The sequence below is a fragment of the Pseudomonas cremoricolorata DSM 17059 = NBRC 16634 genome (assembly GCF_000425745.1).
GTDB lineage: Bacteria > Pseudomonadota > Gammaproteobacteria > Pseudomonadales > Pseudomonadaceae > Aquipseudomonas > Aquipseudomonas cremoricolorata.
Window position 1 is genome coordinate 29,194 of sequence record NZ_AUEA01000018.1, and the last position, 18,051, is coordinate 47,244.

Consider the following 18,051-nt stretch of genomic DNA (forward strand, 5'->3'; position numbering starts at 1 on the left):
TGCAGGAATGTATCTCGATGCTCAAGGCCCTCGGCCTGTGGCTTGGCGTGTTGTTTCCGGTTGCCGCCCATGGAGCGTCGGTGGTGTTCCTGAATCCGGGTCACGGCAAGGAAGACTACTGGGTGCGCTACGCATCCTTCATGCAGGCTGCAGCCGACCAACTGGGCATGCAACTGCGTGTGGAGTACAGCGACCGTCAGGCCGCCACCACCCTCGATCAGGCACGCCAGGTGCTGGAGTCGGCGAACAAGCCCGACTACCTGGTGATGGTCAACGAGCAGTACGTGGCGCCGCAGATCCTGCGCCTGGCGCAGAACAGCGGGGTCAAGATGTTCCTGGTCAACAACCCGCTGACCGCTGCGCAGACCCACACCATCGACGCTCAGCCACAGGTGTATGCGCCTGTGCTCGGCACCTTGACCGTCAATGACGAGCAGGCCGGTTTCCAGATGCTCCATGCCCTGCTGGCGCAACTGCCGCCCAGCAACGGCCCGATCGACCTGCTGGCGTTCTCGGCGGTGAAGAACACCCCGGCCTCGCAAGCGCGTGAAGATGGCATGCGCCGGGCCCTGGCCGACTACCCGCAGGTGCGCCTGCGCCAGGTGGTTTACGGCGGCTGGAGCCGGCAACGCGCCTACGAGCAGGCCCAGGTGCTGGTGCAGCGTTATCCCGAGGCGCGGCTGGTGTGGTGCGCCAACGACGAGATGGCTTTCGGCGCCATGCAGGCTTTCGCCCAGGTTGGGCGCGAGCCTGGGCGCGATGTGTTGTTCAGCGCGGTGAATGCCTCACCCGAAGCCTTGCAGGCGCGCATCGACGGACGCCTGAGCGTGCTGGTCGGTGGGCATTTGACCGTGGGAGGCTGGGCCATGGTGATGCTGCATGACGATGCCCACGGCGTGCCGGTGGATCGCGACGGACAACGTGAGCACACCGTGCCGGCCCTGCAACTGATCGATGCGCCAGGCGCGCAGCGTTGGTTGCAGCGCCTGCAACAGCGCGACCTGGGCGTGCGTTTCGCTCCCCTCAGCGCCGAAGGGCGTGCCCCGGACTATCGCTATCCATTCCTGCAGCCGCCCCAGTTCTGACACATCTTCGGGCAGCATTAGTTAGCGCAGCACGTGTGGAATGCTTTGCTCTGATGGCCGCTTCTTTTCCCAGAGCAAGCGCGCCATGTCGATACTTTCCTTAACCCCAACCCCAACCCCAACCCCAACCCCAACTGCAGAGGCGCCACTCGCCGACGTCGATCCGACCGTGACGATATACGCCGAAGGCGCCGAGCCGATTCTGCTCAACGCTGACGAGCGCCAGGCCAGCGAGCTGTTGAGCACCGCCATGGCCAGCGTCGAAACGTTCTTCGGCAGCCTCGATGCCACCCAGCGCACGCGTCTGCGCAGCCTGTACGATCTGCCCTCGACCAGCAGCGATGCGCTGCACGCCATCGTCGAGTCGGCCCAGGCCCAGGTCAGCGCCGGGCTGGCCAGCCTGCTGGGCCGCAAGGTGGATCTTGCCGCTGTGCGTATCCATACCGCCCGTTTCGAGCAACCCGCCATCAGTGAGCCGCTGTGGGATTGGCTGAGCCGCGGCACTGCCCTGCAACTGGCCGCGCCACGCCTGACTCGCGATGCCATCGATTTCGTCGACAACAGCTGGCTGAGCGCCGACGGCCACACGCTGCTCAGCGCCGATGGCTCGCCACTGACGGTGGCTGCGGTGATCGAGCTGGGTCGTCAGTTGGACATTGGCCAGTTCATCACCGACCAATGTCAGGCCTGGGCGGGGCAGCCCCAGGTGGTGCGCACGATGCGTCAGGAAGCCGACGGGCGTTTCGAGCGGGCGTTGCTCAACGCCCTCAAGGTTGGCCGAATCAGCGCAGAGCAGTACGCCCAGCTGTGCGTGAGTGCCGGCCTGGCGCTGCCTGGCAGCCTGCCTGCCGGCGATACGGTTTTGGGTCTGGCGCCTGCTTCGGGGCACTTCATGTTGCGTGTGGAAGGCCACGCACTGCCGGTCGCAGCGCTGAGCCATGAACGCAGCGTGTACATCGTGGTTGGCAGCTTTCCAGAGCCGCGCCTGTTCATCGCCGACGCCGAGCAGGGGCTGACGGCTTTGCAGGTGTTCGGCAATGCACTGCGCCAGAACTTGTGGAATACCCGTCGCTGGCGCAACGGCTGGTCGTGGTCGCTGCTGTCGCCCGCCGCGCAGCAGGCCGTGACAATGCGCATGCCGCAACCTTTGCCGGCGGCCAACCAATACCCGGCAGACGCCTACTGGGTTTCCGGGTATGGCGCCTACCTCAACCAGGCCGATTACCAGCGTTACGCCAGCGAAGTACGCCTGACCGCGCCGCTGCCGCTGACCCGCAGCTCGGTGGCGCAGCATTGGGCTTCAGCCCATGTTCAACTGATGAGCAGCCGGGTCGCCCAGCGTTTTACACCCAATCAAGGCAGCACCGTGGACCACGCGCTGCGCATCGGCACGCAGTGGCTGGCAACCACGCTGGACGTGCTGCTGATCGCCGTACCTGGCCAAGTGCGCTTCCCCGGGCGCGCGCTGCTGTTCAAGGCCTTGTTCGCCAAGCAACTGGCAGTGGATCTGCCATTGAGCGCGGTACAGGCCAAATGGCAGGACGTCGGGCAAAGCCTGCTCGACTTTTTCGAAACCGTGCTGGAGATGCAGGCGGGGCGCAAGGCCGGCAAATTGCTGCGCTCGCGACTTGGCACCGTCAGCCGCTTGCTCGGCGAGACGCCCGTCGGGGCCGACCCCGAGAACCGCACACTCACTGCCGCGCAGCGCCTGCGCGAGATGCTCCCGGCCGCGTTGCGCAGCCTGGACGATGCAGCATTGACCTCACTCATGCAGCGCGCAGGGGTCGATGAAGGTCGGCTGGAGCGCTTCTGGAAGGGCCAGGTGGCCCTGGACATGGGCCTGGCGGCCGCGGCCAGTGAAGCGCTCGATCAGCGCCTGATGCAACTGACCTTGGCGCACCTGGCGCAACCGAGCTACACCCAGTTGCCGCCTGCGGTGGAGTGGCCGCTGCTGGGGTGGCTGGCCGAGTCGCAGCAACTGCGCATCGAGGTGGCCGACGAGCAGGGCAGGCCACTCAGGGCGTTCGCCCCCGAGCAGGCACCGGCAGGCAGCGATAGCGCTGCGCTGCCCGAGCTGCGCCTTAGCCGCCATGGCCGTTGGCGCTACCGCAGTCAGTCGTCGAGCGAGGACACGCTCGACTCCCCGTTCGCCAAGGTCGTCGCGCTGCTGCATGGCGAGGTCGCGCCCAGCGAGCAGTTGCGCCTGACCCAAGTGCTCCGAGACAGCGCAGTCGAGCAGTTGCGCGGTGGCGAGCATGGCTATCGCCTGCAACGCGCGTTTCATCACGATGCCCGGCCCCGGGCCAGCGTGCCGGCAGGTGAGGGCGGTTTGCTGGCGCAGACGGTGAGCGGCGCCAGCGAGGTGGCTTCCGGGCAATTGCAGGGCGCCGACGCGGGTACCATCAGCCTGCGCTGCGAGCGCAGCGTGGCGCATCCGACGAGCCTGCAAAACCTGGCCAAGGCGCGCTATCAGGCCGACCTGGCGGCGTTGGCAGGCGGCTACGGTCGCCGTGGTCGGCAGACCCTCAGCCATGCCGCCCAGCAGCTGTACTTCAGCAGCCTGCTGGGCCTGTTCGCCGAACGCGGCGTGCAACAGGTGGCCATTCGTATCCAGGCAGAGGGGCGAAGCATCGCTGCCTGGGGGGCCGCCGATGCTGTGCAGGTTCTGCTGCTGCGGCAAGTGGGCGAAGCACAGGCGTATACCTACACCGGGGTACTGCCCGGCAACGATCTGGTGCTACCGGCAGCGGACAGTCCGACACCGCTCAGCGAGGTGCTGCTGCGGCTACTGGATGATTCAGCGCGCGACCTGCTGGGGTTTGCCATCAGCGATGCCGCGGCGTTGAACGACGCCGTCGTGCAGCGCGTGGCTGCAGGTGCTGCGCAGGGCGACGCTGCGGTAAGCCCGGGCGGTGTCCCGCTGCAGGGCGACCCGCTGCTGGCAGAGTGCCTACAGGACGTCGTGGCGCCAGCGGTCGAGGTAACGGGGGTGGGCGCGCAAGGCGATCAGTACTGGTTACCGTGGGGGCATGGGGCAATTGCCGTGCAGCGCGAGGGCAATGCATGGCGCGCACAGCGCACCGACGCTGGCGCAGGACCGTTGCTGCAGCGCCAGTTTGGCGAATGGCGACGCCTGCAGGAGCCCCTGCCGGAAATGGCCCCGCTGGTTCATGGGCCCGTCAGTGGCAGCCTGCTGCTTGCGCGACTGAACGAGCAGTACCGACGCGATCCATTCGCCCGTGTTTACCACGATGACGCCAGGCAGGACGCTAGCGGTGCTGGCGGCGGCAGCTACATCGCCTGGCGCGGCGAGCAAGTCGGCTTCTACCGCATCAAGCCAGCCGAGGCCGGCGCCCTGGAGTGGGAGATCACGCGCCAGGGTGGTACCGGTGGGGGGCTGTGGGTGCGCGAAGCGCGCGCGGGCCTTTGGCAGTTGGCCAGAACCCTGCCGGGTGGCATGGACAACGATGGCAACGAGCCATGGCGGCCCTGGCTCAGGCCGCAAGCGCAACCGTTGCCCCATCATCTCGGGCTGGTCGGCTCGGAGCATGCACGACGCTTTGTAGTCACAGGCGGCACACACAAAGCGGTGAACCGGTTCTTCCCGTTCGTTCGGCCTTACCGACTCAGGGCCCAGTACGCGCAGCGGCTGGAAGCTGCGCCGGCAGCGATCCGCGCCCCGACCAGCAGCGACAACATCGCTGCCAAAGTCGATCTGTTCCAGCATCAATGGGGCCTGCCCCTGGATCTGAGCGCCTTGCCGTTCTTCCGCATGCCTGGTGTCGTCGCTTCCGAGGTCAAGCACATCGACGGTGCCTTGATCGCCGATCTGATCGGGGCGCGCCTGGGCGAGGCGCCGATCATCAGCAGAGTGATCGAACCGATGTCTGGCTCGGGCTTCTACAGCAACTATGTACGCGCCTGCGGTTTTCGCGGCGAGGTGCTGGTCAATGACATCAATCCACTGGTCACCCACACTCAGCGCGAGATCGTCCGCCAGCCCGATGCGGTCAAACAGCACATCCTGGCCATCAAGCAAACGCTGCTCGAACTATGGGCTGCAAGCAATCCGCCGCAGTTCGACCCGCAGACCCTTCGCGTGACCTTCCCGGACGTTGCTGCAGCAACGGCGTTCGTCAACTCTCCCGAGGTCAAGCGCTTCCGCGAGGACGTGCGCCAGTACTTCTATTCAACGGTGGAGACCCAATTCATCGTGGTCGATGGCCAGATCCAGATCTCGCCTGATTCATCCTTCCTGCTCGATCCGGTCAACGGCGAGTTGCAAGCGCGCGCCTATATCGCCGCCGCTTTCTATCTGATGCAGACCAATAGCGCCAGGAACAACGCGGCGGTAAGGATCAACGAGACTGGACGCCTCGATCTGCCGATGGCGATTGTCATCAAGGACGGTGGGACTGGCTCAGTTCTGATGCTGGGCAAGGGCCTGGCCAACCTCGACGGCCTCAACTACCTCAGCTACCTGCATGCTGCACCGGGTATGCACACCTCGTTCAGCACAGGCGATGGCTGGCAGATGTTGCGGGTCGAAGAGGGTCGCAGCAACCTCGGCGATCTGGCGCTGCTGAGTGGGCATTTCAGTGACGTCTACTTGCGAGAGGAGGCATTCATCACCCAGGTCCGCGAGCAGGTGATGCCGTTCGTGCGCAACCGCGGTCGGCTGATCATGACCAACGCGTATTCACCTTATAAAGAGCGTGCGTTCATCGAAATGGGTTTGCGCGTGCTGGTGATGGAGAATCGCAGCAACGGTTTCCTGCTGGCGGTGAGCGATTCGGTGGCGCGTGACGTCGGGTTGCCCAATGGCTGATGGCAGGCAGTTGGTCGCTCAGGCAAAGACCCTGCTTGAGGGAAGGGAATGGCTGGTCTTAACTGAGCCGTGACAGCTTCATTCCAACGATAAGAGGCCGTGAGATGGGTAATCCAAGCAAGGTCCGCAAACCCGACAGCAGCGTCGATACCTGGGCGATTCTGTGCCTGATCGTGCTGGTGGTGGTGACCGCCGTGTACTGGGTCAGCCACCCGTAGCAGTGTCGTCACCCAGTGCCGGCATCACCCACGCCCGGCTGAGCTATCAGCCGGGCGTTTTGTCATCGGTGCGCGTCGCCTCGCGCAGCCGTGTGCGGCGCACCTCGGCTCGTGCCCATCACCAGCAACAGGGCGCCGCCTCCAAGCACACTGGCCAGGTACAGGCACCCCAGCAGTCCCCAGCCATCCATGGTCTGGCCACCGGCCCAGGCGCCTAGAGCGATGCCGATGTTGAACACACCGACATACAGGGCGCTGACGATTTCCAGCGCCTGCGGCGCGCATCATCCAGGTCATCAGACCGACCGACACACCGCCATAGGCCAGCCCCCCACTTCGAGCATCTTGGTGGTCACGACCGAGAAGGTCGCAAGACCCACGGCGAGTACGGCCAACCAGCGTTGACCGGGATGGAGGTAGGCAGGTAGAGCAAGGCGTATAGACATGATCCGCGTTCCCAGGCAGGTGATCTTAGGCGGCGTCCGCGAGCGGTTGGTGCTGTGGGCGCAGGTGCAGATACCCCAGTAGTGCAGCGAGCAGCACCGCAGCGCCTGCGCACGCCGCAACCCTGAACCCGGCCTGTGCACCGTTGCCATCGACGACCTGACCCGCAACCGCTGCGCCCAGTGCGACGCCGACATTCAGCCCCGCGAGCAGCCAGGTCATGCCTTCGGTGATTCTGCGTCCGGGCACCAGCCGCTCGACCAGCGACATGGCTACGATCAGCGTGGGTGCAAAGAACACCCCTGCCAGCAGCACGGCTGCCGCCATCGCGCCAATGCTGTCGATCATCGTCAGTGGCAAGGTGGCGGCTGCCGTCGCCACACCCCCGAGCAACAGCAGGCGCGGTAGAGGCACGCGCAGCTTGAGGGTGCCGAATACCAGGCCCGCCACACATGAACCCACGGCGTACGCAGACAGCACGACACTGGCCGCAGCCGGTTGGCCGACATGCGCGGCGAAGGCCACGCTGACAATGTCCACGCTGCCAACGATCACACCCATGGCTATCATCAGCAGCGTGAGTAGTTGCACACCCCTGCGGCGCAACAGCGATCGGCAATCGTCGAGCGCATCGAGGGGCGCCTCGACCGCTGGGGCGCTGGCCGTTTGTACCACCAGCGCCGCAACTCCGATCACCAGCAAGGCAGCGGCCGCCAACGGGCCGGCCTGGGGCAGCACAGCGACGGACAATCCTACCGACAGCGGCGGCCCGATGATGAACGTCACCTCGTCCAGCACGGTTTCCAGCGAGTAGGCAGTCTGCAAGCGCGGCTGGTCGCGATACAGCGCAGTCCAGCGAGCGCGCAGCATCGCCGACACACTGGGCATGCAGCCAGCCAGCAGGGCACCCAGGTAGAGCGGCCAGACCGCAGCCTGCCACCTAGTGCCTGTCAGCAGGATGGCGAAGCCCAGCACGCTGACCGCCGAAGCCCCGGGCAGCACGCGGCGCTGCCCCAGGCGGTCGACCAGCCTGGAAACCTGTGGCGACAACACGGCGTAACTGAGCACGAACAGCGCGCAGACGCTCCCGGCCAGGGTGTAGCTGCCGTGTAACTGGGCAAGCATGGTGATGATGCCGATGCCGGTCATCGGCAGGGCAAGTCGGGCGAGCAGGCCAGCAAGGGTGAAGCGCAGCGTGCCGGGCGCAGCGAACAAGTCTCGATAGGGCTTGAGCATGTCATCTCCAAAAAGCCAGGCCTTGCCTTGGGCGGGCGAGGCAGGAAGAATACGTACAAGGCGTATGAATAAAAGCCTATATTCATACGCAGTGTTTGTAAATAATCATGCGCTTCGTATGTAAGGAGTTGGAACAATGGTTCGTCGCACTCGCGCCGAAATGGAGGAGACACGTGCCAGCTTGCTGGCTACCGCACGGCAGTGCTTCGCTGAGCTTGGTTACGCTGCCACCTCCATGGACGATCTAACCGCCCGGGCCGGCTTGACCCGGGGGGCGCTGTACCACCACTTCGGTGACAAGAAGGGTTTGCTGGCCGCCGTGGTCGAGCAACTCGATAGCGAAATGGATGCGCGCCTGCAGGCCATCTCCGATGGCAGCGCAGATCCTTGGGAAGGCTTTCGTCAACGCTGTCACGGCTATCTGCAGATGGCCCTGGAGCCGGAAATCCAGCGCATCGTGTTGCGCGATGCGCGGGCGACGCTGGGGGGCGCCTCGCCTGACTCGCAACGCCACTGCATCGACTCGATGCAGCGCTTGATCGACAACCTCATGCAGCGACAGGTAGTGGCCCAGGCCGATGCCCAGGCCTTGGCGTCGCTGATCTACGGCAGCCTGGCGGAAGCGGCGTTCTGGATTGCCGAGGGCGAGGAGGGGGTTGCGCGGCTCGAGCGCTGCAAAGCTGCGCTGGACCTGCTGTTGCGCGGGCTGCTGGTGCGGGCGTAGGGCTGCGAGGCAGGGTCAGACTGCGAGCCAACACCACGTCAGGCTGCTATGCAGCATCCGACAGAACGACAGCGGTTTAAAAAATTGGGATCGTCCATGGCTGCGGCGCTCGCGGAGGGCCCGCAGCCAGTGGAGACCCGACGCCTGAGGGGGCGTCGGGTGTTACCGGTCAGTGATCGTAGCCCAAGTTCGGCGCCAGCCAGCGCTCGCTGAGGCTGACCTCTTGCCCTTTGCGTGCGCTGTAGCTGTCGATCTGGTCCTTGTCGACCTTGCCGACGGCGAAATACTGCGCCTGCGGATGGGCGAAGTACCAACCGCTGACCGCCGCGGCCGGGAACATGGCGAAGTGCTCGGTGAGGAAAACACCGCTGGCGCCGGTTTCGCCGATGGCGGTGCCGTCGAGCAGGCGGAACAGGGTTTGCTTCTCGGTGTGATCGGGGCACGCCGGATAGCCGGGAGCAGGGCGGATACCGCGGTACTGCTCCTTGATCAGCGCTTCGTTGTCCAGATGCTCGTCGCGGGCATAGCCCCAGTGCTCCTTGCGCACCTGTTCGTGCAACCACTCGGCGCAGGCCTCGGCCAGGCGGTCGGCGAGGGCCTTGACCATGATCGAGTTGTAGTCGTCGCCCTTGTCCTGGTAGGCCTTGGCCACTTCTTCGGCACCGATGCCGGCGGTAGTGATGAAGCCGCCGACGTAATCGATGACGCCGCTGTCTTTCGGCGCGACGAAGTCGGCCAGCGACCAGTTCGGCTTGCCATCGGGCTTGATGGTCTGCTGGCGCAGGTGGTGCAGGGTCGCCAGCGGCTGGCCGTCATCGCCATAGACTTCGATGTCGTCGTTGCGCACCTGGCTGGCGGGCCAGAAGCCGAACACGGCGCGGGCGCTGATGAGCTTCTCGTCGATCAGCTTGTCGAGCATCTCGCGGGCATCCTGATACAGCGCCGTCGCCGCTTCGCCGACCACCTCGTCGCTGAGGATGCGCGGGAACTTGCCGGCCAGGTCCCAGGAAATGAAGAACGGCGTCCAGTCGATGTACTCGCTCAAAGTGCGCAGGTCGATGTCTTCCAGGACCTTGACGCCGGTGAAGCTGGGCACTGCCGGCTGGTAGGCGTTCCAGTCGTACTGCGGCTTGGCGGCGATGGCCTGGGCGTAGCTCAGGCGCTCGGTGCGGGCGCTGCGGTTGGCGGTGCGCTCACGCACTTCGACGTACTCCTGGCGGGTCTTGTCGACGAACGAGGGCTTGAGCTCCTTGGACAGCAGCTGGGTAGCCACGCCCACGGCCCGTGAGGCGTCGGTGACATACACCACGGCATCGTTGCTGTACTTGGGTTCGATCTTCACCGCCGTGTGCGCCTTGGAGGTGGTGGCGCCGCCGATCATCAGCGGCAGGCTGAAGCCCTGGCGCTGCATTTCCCGGGCAACGTGGACCATTTCATCCAGCGAGGGGGTGATCAGCCCGGACAGGCCGATGATGTCGCACTTCTGCTCGCGGGCGGTCTGCAGGATCTTTTCGGCCGGCACCATCACGCCAAGGTCGACGATGTCATAGCCGTTGCAACCGAGCACCACACCGACGATGTTCTTGCCGATGTCGTGGACGTCGCCTTTCACCGTGGCCATCAGAATCTTGCCCTTGGCTTCGGGCTTGTCGCCTTTTTCGGCTTCGATGAAGGGAATCAGGTGAGCCACCGCCTGCTTCATCACCCGCGCCGACTTGACTACCTGGGGCAGGAACATCTTGCCCGCACCGAACAGGTCGCCGACCACGTTCATGCCACTCATCAACGGGCCTTCGATTACCTCGATCGGCCGCGCGCACTGCTGGCGGCACTGCTCGGTGTCTTCGACGATGAACGCGGTGATGCCTTTGACCAACGCGTGCTCCAGGCGTTTGTCGACCGGCAGCGAGCGCCACGCTTCGTTTTCCACTTCCTTGACCGCGCCGCCACCTTTGTAGTCGTCGGCGATGGCCAGCAGCGCGTCGGTGCCTTCCGGGGTGCGGTTGAGCACCACGTCCTCGACCTTTTCGCGCAGTTGCGCCGGGATCTCGTCGTAGATCTCCAACTGACCGGCGTTGACGATGCCCATGGTCAGGCCATTCTGGATGGCGTGGAAGAGGAACACCGAGTGAATCGCCTCGCGCACCGGGTTGTTGCCGCGGAACGAGAACGACACGTTGGACACACCGCCCGAGGTCAGCGCATAGGGCAGGTGGTCGCGAATGTAGGCGCAGGCTTCGATGAAGTCGACGGCGTAGTTGTTGTGCTCTTCGATACCGGTGGCGACGGCGAAGATGTTCGGGTCGAAGATGATGTCTTCGGCTGGGAAGCCCACTTCATCGACCAGGATGTCGTAGCTGCGCTGGCAGATTTCCCGCTTGCGCGCGGCAGTGTCGGCCTGACCGACTTCATCGAACGCCATCACCACCACCGCAGCGCCATAACGCTTGCACAGGCGGGCGTGGTGCTTGAACTGCTCGACGCCTTCCTTCATCGAGATCGAGTTGACGATGCCCTTGCCCTGAATGCACTTCAGGCCTGCCTCGATCACCTCCCACTTGGAGGAGTCGATCATGATCGGCACCCGGGAAATGTCAGGCTCACCGGCGATCAGGTTGAGGAAGCGCACCATGGCCGCCTGGGAATCGAGCATCCCTTCGTCCATGTTGATGTCGATCACCTGGGCCCCGGCCTCGACCTGCTGCAGGGCCACCTCCAGCGCTTCGGTGTAGTTCTCCTCGCGGATCAGCCGGGCGAACTTGGCCGAACCGGTGATGTTGGTGCGCTCGCCAACGTTGACGAACAGCGACTGCCGATCGATGGTGAACGGCTCCAGGCCCGACAGGCGGCAGGCCTTGGGAATGTCGGGAATGGCTCGTGGTGCGTACTTGCCGACCGCCTCGGCGATCGCCTGAATGTGCCCAGGGGTGGTGCCGCAGCAACCGCCGATGATGTTGAGAAAGCCGCTGGCGGCGAATTCTTCGATCACCGCAGCCATTTCTGCCGGGGTTTCATCGTATTCGCCGAAGGCGTTGGGCAGGCCGGCGTTGGGGTGGGCCGAGACATGGGTGTCGGCCTTGCTCGACAGCTCTTCCAGGTAAGGACGCAGGTCCTTGGCGCCCAGCGCGCAGTTCAGGCCCACGGAAATCGGCTTGGCGTGGCGCACCGAGTTCCAGAACGCCTCAGTGGTCTGCCCGGAAAGCGTGCGTCCGGAGGCGTCGGTGATGGTGCCGGAGATCATGATCGGCAGTTGCACGCCGTCGTCTTCGAACACCTGCTGCACGGCGAAGATCGCGGCCTTGGCATTGAGGGTGTCGAAGATCGTCTCGATCAGAATCAGGTCGGCGCCGCCCTCGATCAGGCCGCGGGTGGCCTCGATGTAGTTTTCCACCAGCTCGTCGAAGGTGACGTTGCGGTAGCCGGGGTCGTTGACGTCCGGTGAGATCGAGCAGGTACGGCTGGTCGGGCCTAGCACGCCGGCGACGAAGCGCGGCCGCTCGGGGGTTTCCAGGGTCTTGGCGTCGGCCACCTGGCGGGCGATGCGCGCGCCTTGCACGTTCAGCTCGTACACCAGGCTTTCCATGCCGTAGTCGGCCTGGGAAATCTGCGTGGCGTTGAAGGTGTTGGTTTCGAGAATATCGGCACCTGCATCCAGGTAAGCTTTCTCGATCGCAGCGATGATGTCCGGCTGGCTGAGCAGCAGCAAATCGTTGTTGCCTTTGACATCGCTTGGCCAATCGGCGAAGCGCGTGCCACGATAGTCGCTTTCTTCCAGGCGGTAGCTCTGGATCATGGTGCCCATGCCGCCGTCAAGAATCAGGATGCGCTCCTTGAGAGCATGCTGGAGGGCTTGAAGGCGAACGCTGCGGTCGGACATGGCAAACTACCTGGTCGGGCGGATATCAGAAGGTGCGGGATGATAGCAAAGTTGCACGGTTTTTAGACGAGCCGCGCTTTTGCATGAAACACGCTCATGTTCACGCACCCACGTCATTCAAGCGCTTTACTGTTCCCAATCGTGATGGCTTTCTAGAACCAGGATTCTCCGTACATGATGCATCGTTGTCGTTCCCTTGCCGGCGCCCTGGTCTGCGCCCTGGCCGTGCTGCTCAGCCCTGCGAGCCTGGCGGCCGGCCCTCAGTCATCGCCGGTGATTTCCTACACCCGTGACATCCAGCCGATCCTCACCGAGAAGTGCGTTGCCTGCCATGCCTGCAACGATGCCGCCTGCCAGCTCAACCTGGGCAGTGCTGAGGGCGTGCAGCGCGGCGGTTCCAAGGTGCCGGTGTACCAGGGCGAGCGCAGCACCGCCGTGCCGACCACGCGCCTGTTCGTCGATGCCACCAATGAGCAGGACTGGCGCAGGAAGGGCTTTTATTCGGTGCTCGACCAACAGGGCGGCCAGGCGGCGCTGATGGCGCGCATGCTCGAGCTCGGGCACAAGACCCCGCTGACCCCCAACGCGAAGATTCCCGACGACATCGTGCTGGGCCTGAACCGCACCAACATGTGCCCGGCGCCGATCGAATTCGACGCCTACGCCGGCGCCCATCCCAGGGAAGGCATGCCCCTGGCGGTGACCGGCCTGACCGATCAGGAACACCAGACCCTGCAACGCTGGCTGGCGGCCGGTGCCCCGGTGGAATCCAGCGCGATCAAGCCAAGCGCCGCCGAGGCCCGGCAGATCGCCGACTGGGAGGCTTTGCTCAACCGTCCGGGGGCCAGCGAGGCGCTGGCCGCGCGCTGGTTGTATGAGCATTTGTTCCTGGCCCACATCTATTTCCAGAACGGTGAGCGCGGGCACTTCTTCCAGTGGGTGCGTTCGCGCACCCCGTCGGGCCAGCCGGTCGATCTCATCGCCAGCCGCCGGCCCAACGATCCGCCGGGCAGCGATTTCTATTACCGCCTGGTGCCGGTGCAAGGGGTGATCGTGCACAAGACCCACATCACCTATCCGGCAAGCCCCGACAAGCTCGCGCGAATCAAGCAGCTGTTCTATGCCGGGGACTGGCAAGTGGCGTCGCTGCCCGGCTACGGGCCGCAGCGTCGGGCCAACCCATTCGAAACCTTCGAAGCCATTCCGGCGCGCTCGCGCTATCAGTTCATGCTCGACAACGCCGAGTACTTCGTGCGCACGTTCATTCGCGGCCCGGTGTGCCGCGGGCAGATCGCCACTGATGTGATTCGCGACAACTTCTGGGCGCTGTTCCAGGACCCTGAGCACGACCTGTACATCACCGATGCCCGCTACCGCGGCGAGGCCACGCCACTGCTGGCCATGCCCGGGCAGAACGACGACGTCGGCAGCGTGCTCGGCCTGTGGCGTGCCTACCGCGACAAACGCAACGACTACGAGATGCTGCGCCGCGACGCTTATGCCGACACACCGCCGCCCACCTGGGAAACCTTGTGGAGCGGCAACGACAACGCCCTGCTGAGCATCTTCCGTCACTTCGACAGCGCTTCGGTAACCAAGGGCCTGATCGGCGACGTGCCACTGACCACCTGGCTGTTCGACTACCCGTTGCTGGAGCGCACCTATTACCAGTTGGCGGTCAACTTCGACGTGTTCGGCAATGTCTCGCATCAGTTGCAGACGCGGCTGTATTTCGACCTGATTCGCAATGGCGCCGAGGTCAATTTCCTGCGCCTGCTGCCGGCGAGCAAGCGCGGTGACATCCTCAGCGACTGGTACCAGAACAGCGGCAAGCTGAAGATGTGGCTCGACTACGAAGACATCGACACCAGCACTGCAAGTGCCTTGGGCATCGACCCTCACCATGCCACCCGCGACTTCGGCCTCAAGCTGCTGCAGCGCACGGCCGGCCTCAACGTCGCGCCCGATCCGATCAACCGCTGCACCGGCGCCTATTGCTCGCGCCCCGACCAGCCAGAGGCGTTGCGCAATGCCGAGCAGTCGCTCAGCCGCTTGGTATCGCGGCCGGCGGCGGGGCTCAAGGTTATCGGCCAGTTGCCCGAAGCGACCATGCTGCGCATCGAGCTGCCCAACGGCCAGCGCGAGGTGTACAGCCTGCTGCGCAACCGTGCGCACAGCAACGTCGCCTTCCTGCTCGGCGAGGCGTACCGCTACCAGCCAGGCCTGGACACCCTGACGCTGTACCCGGGCGTACTCAGCAGCTACCCCAACTTCATGTTCAATATTCCAAGCGATGAGGTACCGGCGTTCGTCGATGCCCTGCAGAGCGCGCGGGACGACAAACAGGCCTTCGAAGCCATCGTCGTGCGCTGGGGCATTCGCCGCAGCCATCCGCAGTTCTGGGACTATTTCCACGACCTGAGCCGTTACATCGAACAGACCCAGCCGGTCGAGGCCGGGGTGCTGGACATGAACCGCTACGAGAACCTGTAAGACGAAGGTCGGGGAGGGCACTGACCTTTCCTGGCCTGTTGCGGTCGTATTGCCTGAATCGCCCTGACAGCCTGGTCATCGCGACCGGCCCGTCGGGGCAGCAATGCACCAACGACGCAGGAACACGCATGCTGTATTCCCTTCAGGCACTGCGGGCGTTCGCCGCCTGGGTGGTGGTTTGCCATCACTTCATGCAGATCTTTTTCGACTTCCATGCCTCCGGCCCCATCGGCCGCCTGTTCACCGAACGCGGTGCGGTGGGGGTGGACATCTTCTTCGTCATCAGCGGGCTGGTGATCTACCTCTCCACCCGCGACAAAGACATCGCGCCGCGACAGTTCATGCTGCAACGCCTGCTGCGCATCGTTCCGGCCTACTGGTTCTACACCGCGCTGATGGGCCTGCTAATGCTGGCCGCCAGCCGCTGGATGCCGCATCAGGTGTTCGAGTGGCAGCACCTGCTGCTGTCGCTGCTGTTCATTCCGGCCGAGAACCCGGGAGGCTACGGCATGTACCCGACCCTCAACGTCGGCTGGACGCTTAATTTCGAGATGTTCTTCTACGCGCTGTTCGCTCTGGCCTTCTTCGTGCGTCAGCGCCACCAGCTGGTGCTGGTGAGCGTTGCGCTGCTGGTTGCCAGCGAACTGCTGGGACGTTTCGGTGTGCTCAGTACGTTCTACAGCAACAACATCATCTACGAGTTCCTGCTGGGTATCGCTATCGGTGTGGTCTACCGCCGCGGCCTGATCCGTGAGGGGCTGTGGTTGCCGCTGACGGTGCTGGCCGCCGCGTGCTACGCGATCTACCACCTCGATGCCTCCAGCCGGTTGCTGCACTGGGGTCTGCCCAGCGCACTGATCGTGCTGGCTTTCATTGCCCTGGAACCGTACTTTCGCGGCAATCAACTGCTCAAGGTGCTCGGCGACTGCTCGTACTCGGTGTACCTGATCCACGTGCTGGTGCTGTGGAGCGGCTGGCTGATCAGCCAGCGCCTGCAACTGGACCCGTACCTGACCTTCGCCTTCTGCGTGCCGTTGATCGCCCTGGCGTCGTGGGCCAGCTATCAGTGGCTCGAGCGCGGCCTGTACCGCAAGGGCAGGGCGATGATGGAAGCGCGAGCCGAGGAAAACCGTCAGCCGGCGCTTTCCTGACTAGAATGCTAGGACTTTGTTCGTCGAGCCGGTTGGCGTACACTTGCCGGCAAGTCTGTGAGGAACTTCCATGAGCGCTATAACCATTACCGACGCCGCCCATGACTACCTGGCCGATCTGCTTTCCAAGCAGAACACGCCGGGCATCGGCATCCGCGTATTCATCACCCAGCCGGGTACTCAGTACGCCGAAACCTGCATCGCCTACTGCAAACCGGGTGAAGAAAAACCCGAAGACACCGCAGTGGGCCTGAAGAGTTTCACCGCCTACATCGATGCACTGAGCGAGCCGTTTCTCGAAGACGCGCTGGTCGACTACGCCACCGACCGTATGGGCGGTCAACTGACCATCAAGGCGCCGAACGCCAAGGTGCCGATGGTCAGCGACGACAGCCCGATCAACGAGCGTATCAACTACTACCTGCAAACCGAGATCAACCCGGGCCTTGCCAGCCACGGCGGCCAGGTCAGCCTGATCGAAGTGGTCGAAGACGGCATTGCCGTGTTGCAGTTCGGCGGCGGTTGCCAAGGTTGCGGCCAAGCCGATGTGACCCTGCGCGATGGCATCGAGCGTACCCTGCTCGAACGCGTCCCTGAGCTCAAAGGCGTTCGTGATGTGACCGATCACAGCCAGAAAGAAAACGCCTACTACTGAGTGAGTAGCACATGACGGGCCCGGCGCTTGCTGCTCCGGGCCCGTTGCGTTTCCGGCGGTAACTAGCAACAAACTGTTACTTTTACAAGCACTGCGACAACAGGCCGCAGCCTGATTCCACGGGGCTTTGCGGCCGATCACGGCATTGCCCGGTGGTTGTGCTGGAGACGTCATGCAAGAATGCCCGCGGTTTTCTGGCCGACCCCGTCGAGGGGCCGGCACCTCCCCTGTAAAGGATGGTTCCATGACTGATCTGTTGAGCCGGCGCGCCGTGGTCGCCGGAATGGGCGTCCTCGGGCTCGGCCTGCTGGCAGGCTGCAACCCGGCGCGCGGACTTGAATTCAAGTACGGCAAGAACATGAGCAACGAGATTCTCGGTCGCTCGTTCCGTCTCAAGGACCCGCAAGGCAACGTCCGTACTCTGTCCAGCTTCTACGGCAGCATGCCGATGATCTTCTTCGGCTTCACCCAGTGCCCGGCCGTGTGCCCGACGGCGCTGGCGCGCGCCGCGCAGATCAAGAAGCTGATGGGCCGCGATGCTGGCTTCTTGCAAGTGGTGTTCATCACCCTCGACCCGGAACGCGACACCCCGGAAGTACTCGATACCTACGTCAAGGCCTTCGACCCTTCGTTCACCGCGCTCACCGGCACCCCGGAAGAGATCGACCAGGTGGCGCGTGAATTCAAGGTGTTCTACGAAAGGGTACCGGCGGGCGATACGTACACCATCTCTCACTCGTCCACCAGTTACGTCTATGATTCGCGCGGCACGTTGCGCCTGAGCCTGGGCCATTCGCTCAATGCCAAGGAATGCACCGAAGACCTGCTCACCCTGATGGAGATCTGCTAATGGCTGTTTCGCTGCATTCGTTCACCCGTCGTCTGGCTGCCGTGGCGCTGCTGGGTCTGTCTGCCTCGGCCATGGCCGACACCACCGTCAGCGAGCCCTGGGTGCGCGCCAGCGTGCCGCAGCAGCAGGCCACCGGCGCCTTCATGGTGCTGACCGCCGAGCGCGACAGCGCGCTGGTCGGCGTGGCCTCGCCCGTGGCCAAGACTGTGCAGATTCACCAGATGACCATGAATGGCGATGTCATGGGCATGCAGCAGGTCAAGGTGCTGGCCCTGCCTGCCGGCAAGCCGGTGACCCTCGATGCCAATGGCTACCACGTGATGCTGATGGGCCTGAAGCAGCAGGTGAAGGAAGGTGAGCAAGTGCCGCTGACCTTGACCATCAAGACCGCCGAAGGTGAGACCCAGACCCTCAAGGTTCAGGCACCCGTGCGCGGCTTGACCGCTCAATCCCCCGAGCACGCTCACGACCACGGCAACATGCACTGACC

General features: G+C 64.2%; 11 protein-coding genes. 9 read left to right on the top strand and 2 right to left on the bottom strand.

The window, feature by feature from the left end; genetic code table 11:
• Positions 1-17 precede the first annotated feature (17 nt).
• The 3 genes from H618_RS0118210 (at position 18) to H618_RS23025 (ending at position 6,349) form a co-directional block, all read left to right on the top strand.
• Positions 18-1,085: an ABC transporter substrate-binding protein gene (locus tag H618_RS0118210; protein WP_028696432.1), complete on the top strand. Its 1,068-nt coding sequence runs from the start codon at positions 18-20 to the stop codon at positions 1,083-1,085.
• Positions 1,086-1,254: 169 nt separating this feature from the next.
• Positions 1,255-5,913 carry a hypothetical protein gene (locus tag H618_RS0118215; RefSeq protein ID WP_028696433.1) on the top strand — a complete coding sequence of 1,553 codons (4,659 nt, stop codon included), beginning with the start codon at positions 1,255-1,257 and terminating at the stop codon, positions 5,911-5,913.
• Between the two features lie 220 nt (positions 5,914-6,133).
• Positions 6,134-6,349 carry a hypothetical protein gene (locus H618_RS23025; RefSeq protein ID WP_211232369.1) on the top strand — a complete coding sequence of 72 codons (216 nt, stop codon included), beginning with the start codon at positions 6,134-6,136 and terminating at the stop codon, positions 6,347-6,349.
• Positions 6,350-6,602: 253 nt separating this feature from the next.
• On the opposite strand, the gene H618_RS0118230 is transcribed toward H618_RS23025, so the two are convergent.
• Positions 6,603-7,811 (bottom strand): MFS transporter, encoded by a 1,209-nt coding sequence (locus tag H618_RS0118230; protein WP_028696434.1) that lies wholly within the window; start codon positions 7,809-7,811, stop codon positions 6,603-6,605.
• 136 nt (positions 7,812-7,947) lie between these two features.
• On the opposite strand from H618_RS0118230, the gene H618_RS0118235 reads away from it, so the two are divergent.
• The gene (locus H618_RS0118235) at positions 7,948-8,535 is read left to right on the top strand and encodes a TetR/AcrR family transcriptional regulator (protein ID WP_028696435.1); all 588 of its coding nucleotides are present in this window, start codon (positions 7,948-7,950) and stop codon (positions 8,533-8,535) included.
• A 169-nt stretch (positions 8,536-8,704) separates the two neighbouring features.
• Here the strand turns inward: H618_RS0118235 and metH are convergent, their stop codons facing one another.
• Positions 8,705-12,412 (bottom strand): methionine synthase, encoded by a 3,708-nt coding sequence (gene metH, locus H618_RS0118240; protein ID WP_028696436.1) that lies wholly within the window; start codon positions 12,410-12,412, stop codon positions 8,705-8,707.
• Positions 12,413-12,586: 174 nt separating this feature from the next.
• On the opposite strand from metH, the gene H618_RS0118245 reads away from it, so the two are divergent.
• The 5 genes from H618_RS0118245 to H618_RS0118265 all read left to right on the top strand — a co-directional run bounded on the left by H618_RS0118245 (position 12,587) and on the right by H618_RS0118265 (position 18,049).
• A complete protein-coding gene (locus H618_RS0118245) occupies positions 12,587-14,905 on the top strand; it encodes a fatty acid cis/trans isomerase (RefSeq protein WP_028696437.1) in 2,319 nt (772 codons plus the stop codon).
• 128 nt (positions 14,906-15,033) lie between these two features.
• Entirely contained in the window at positions 15,034-16,056 is a 1,023-nt protein-coding gene (locus tag H618_RS0118250; RefSeq protein WP_028696438.1) for an acyltransferase family protein, read from the top strand.
• 70 nt (positions 16,057-16,126) lie between these two features.
• Positions 16,127-16,711: a Fe-S biogenesis protein NfuA gene (nfuA, locus tag H618_RS0118255; protein ID WP_028696439.1), complete on the top strand. Its 585-nt coding sequence runs from the start codon at positions 16,127-16,129 to the stop codon at positions 16,709-16,711.
• Positions 16,712-16,955: 244 nt separating this feature from the next.
• Positions 16,956-17,561, top strand: a complete 606-nt coding sequence (locus tag H618_RS0118260) for an SCO family protein (protein ID WP_028696440.1) — start codon at positions 16,956-16,958, stop codon at positions 17,559-17,561.
• Positions 17,561-18,049: a copper chaperone PCu(A)C gene (locus H618_RS0118265; RefSeq protein ID WP_028696441.1), complete on the top strand. Its 489-nt coding sequence runs from the start codon at positions 17,561-17,563 to the stop codon at positions 18,047-18,049. Before H618_RS0118260 ends, H618_RS0118265 begins: the two co-directional genes overlap by 1 nt.
• Positions 18,050-18,051: the final 2 nt, after the last annotated feature.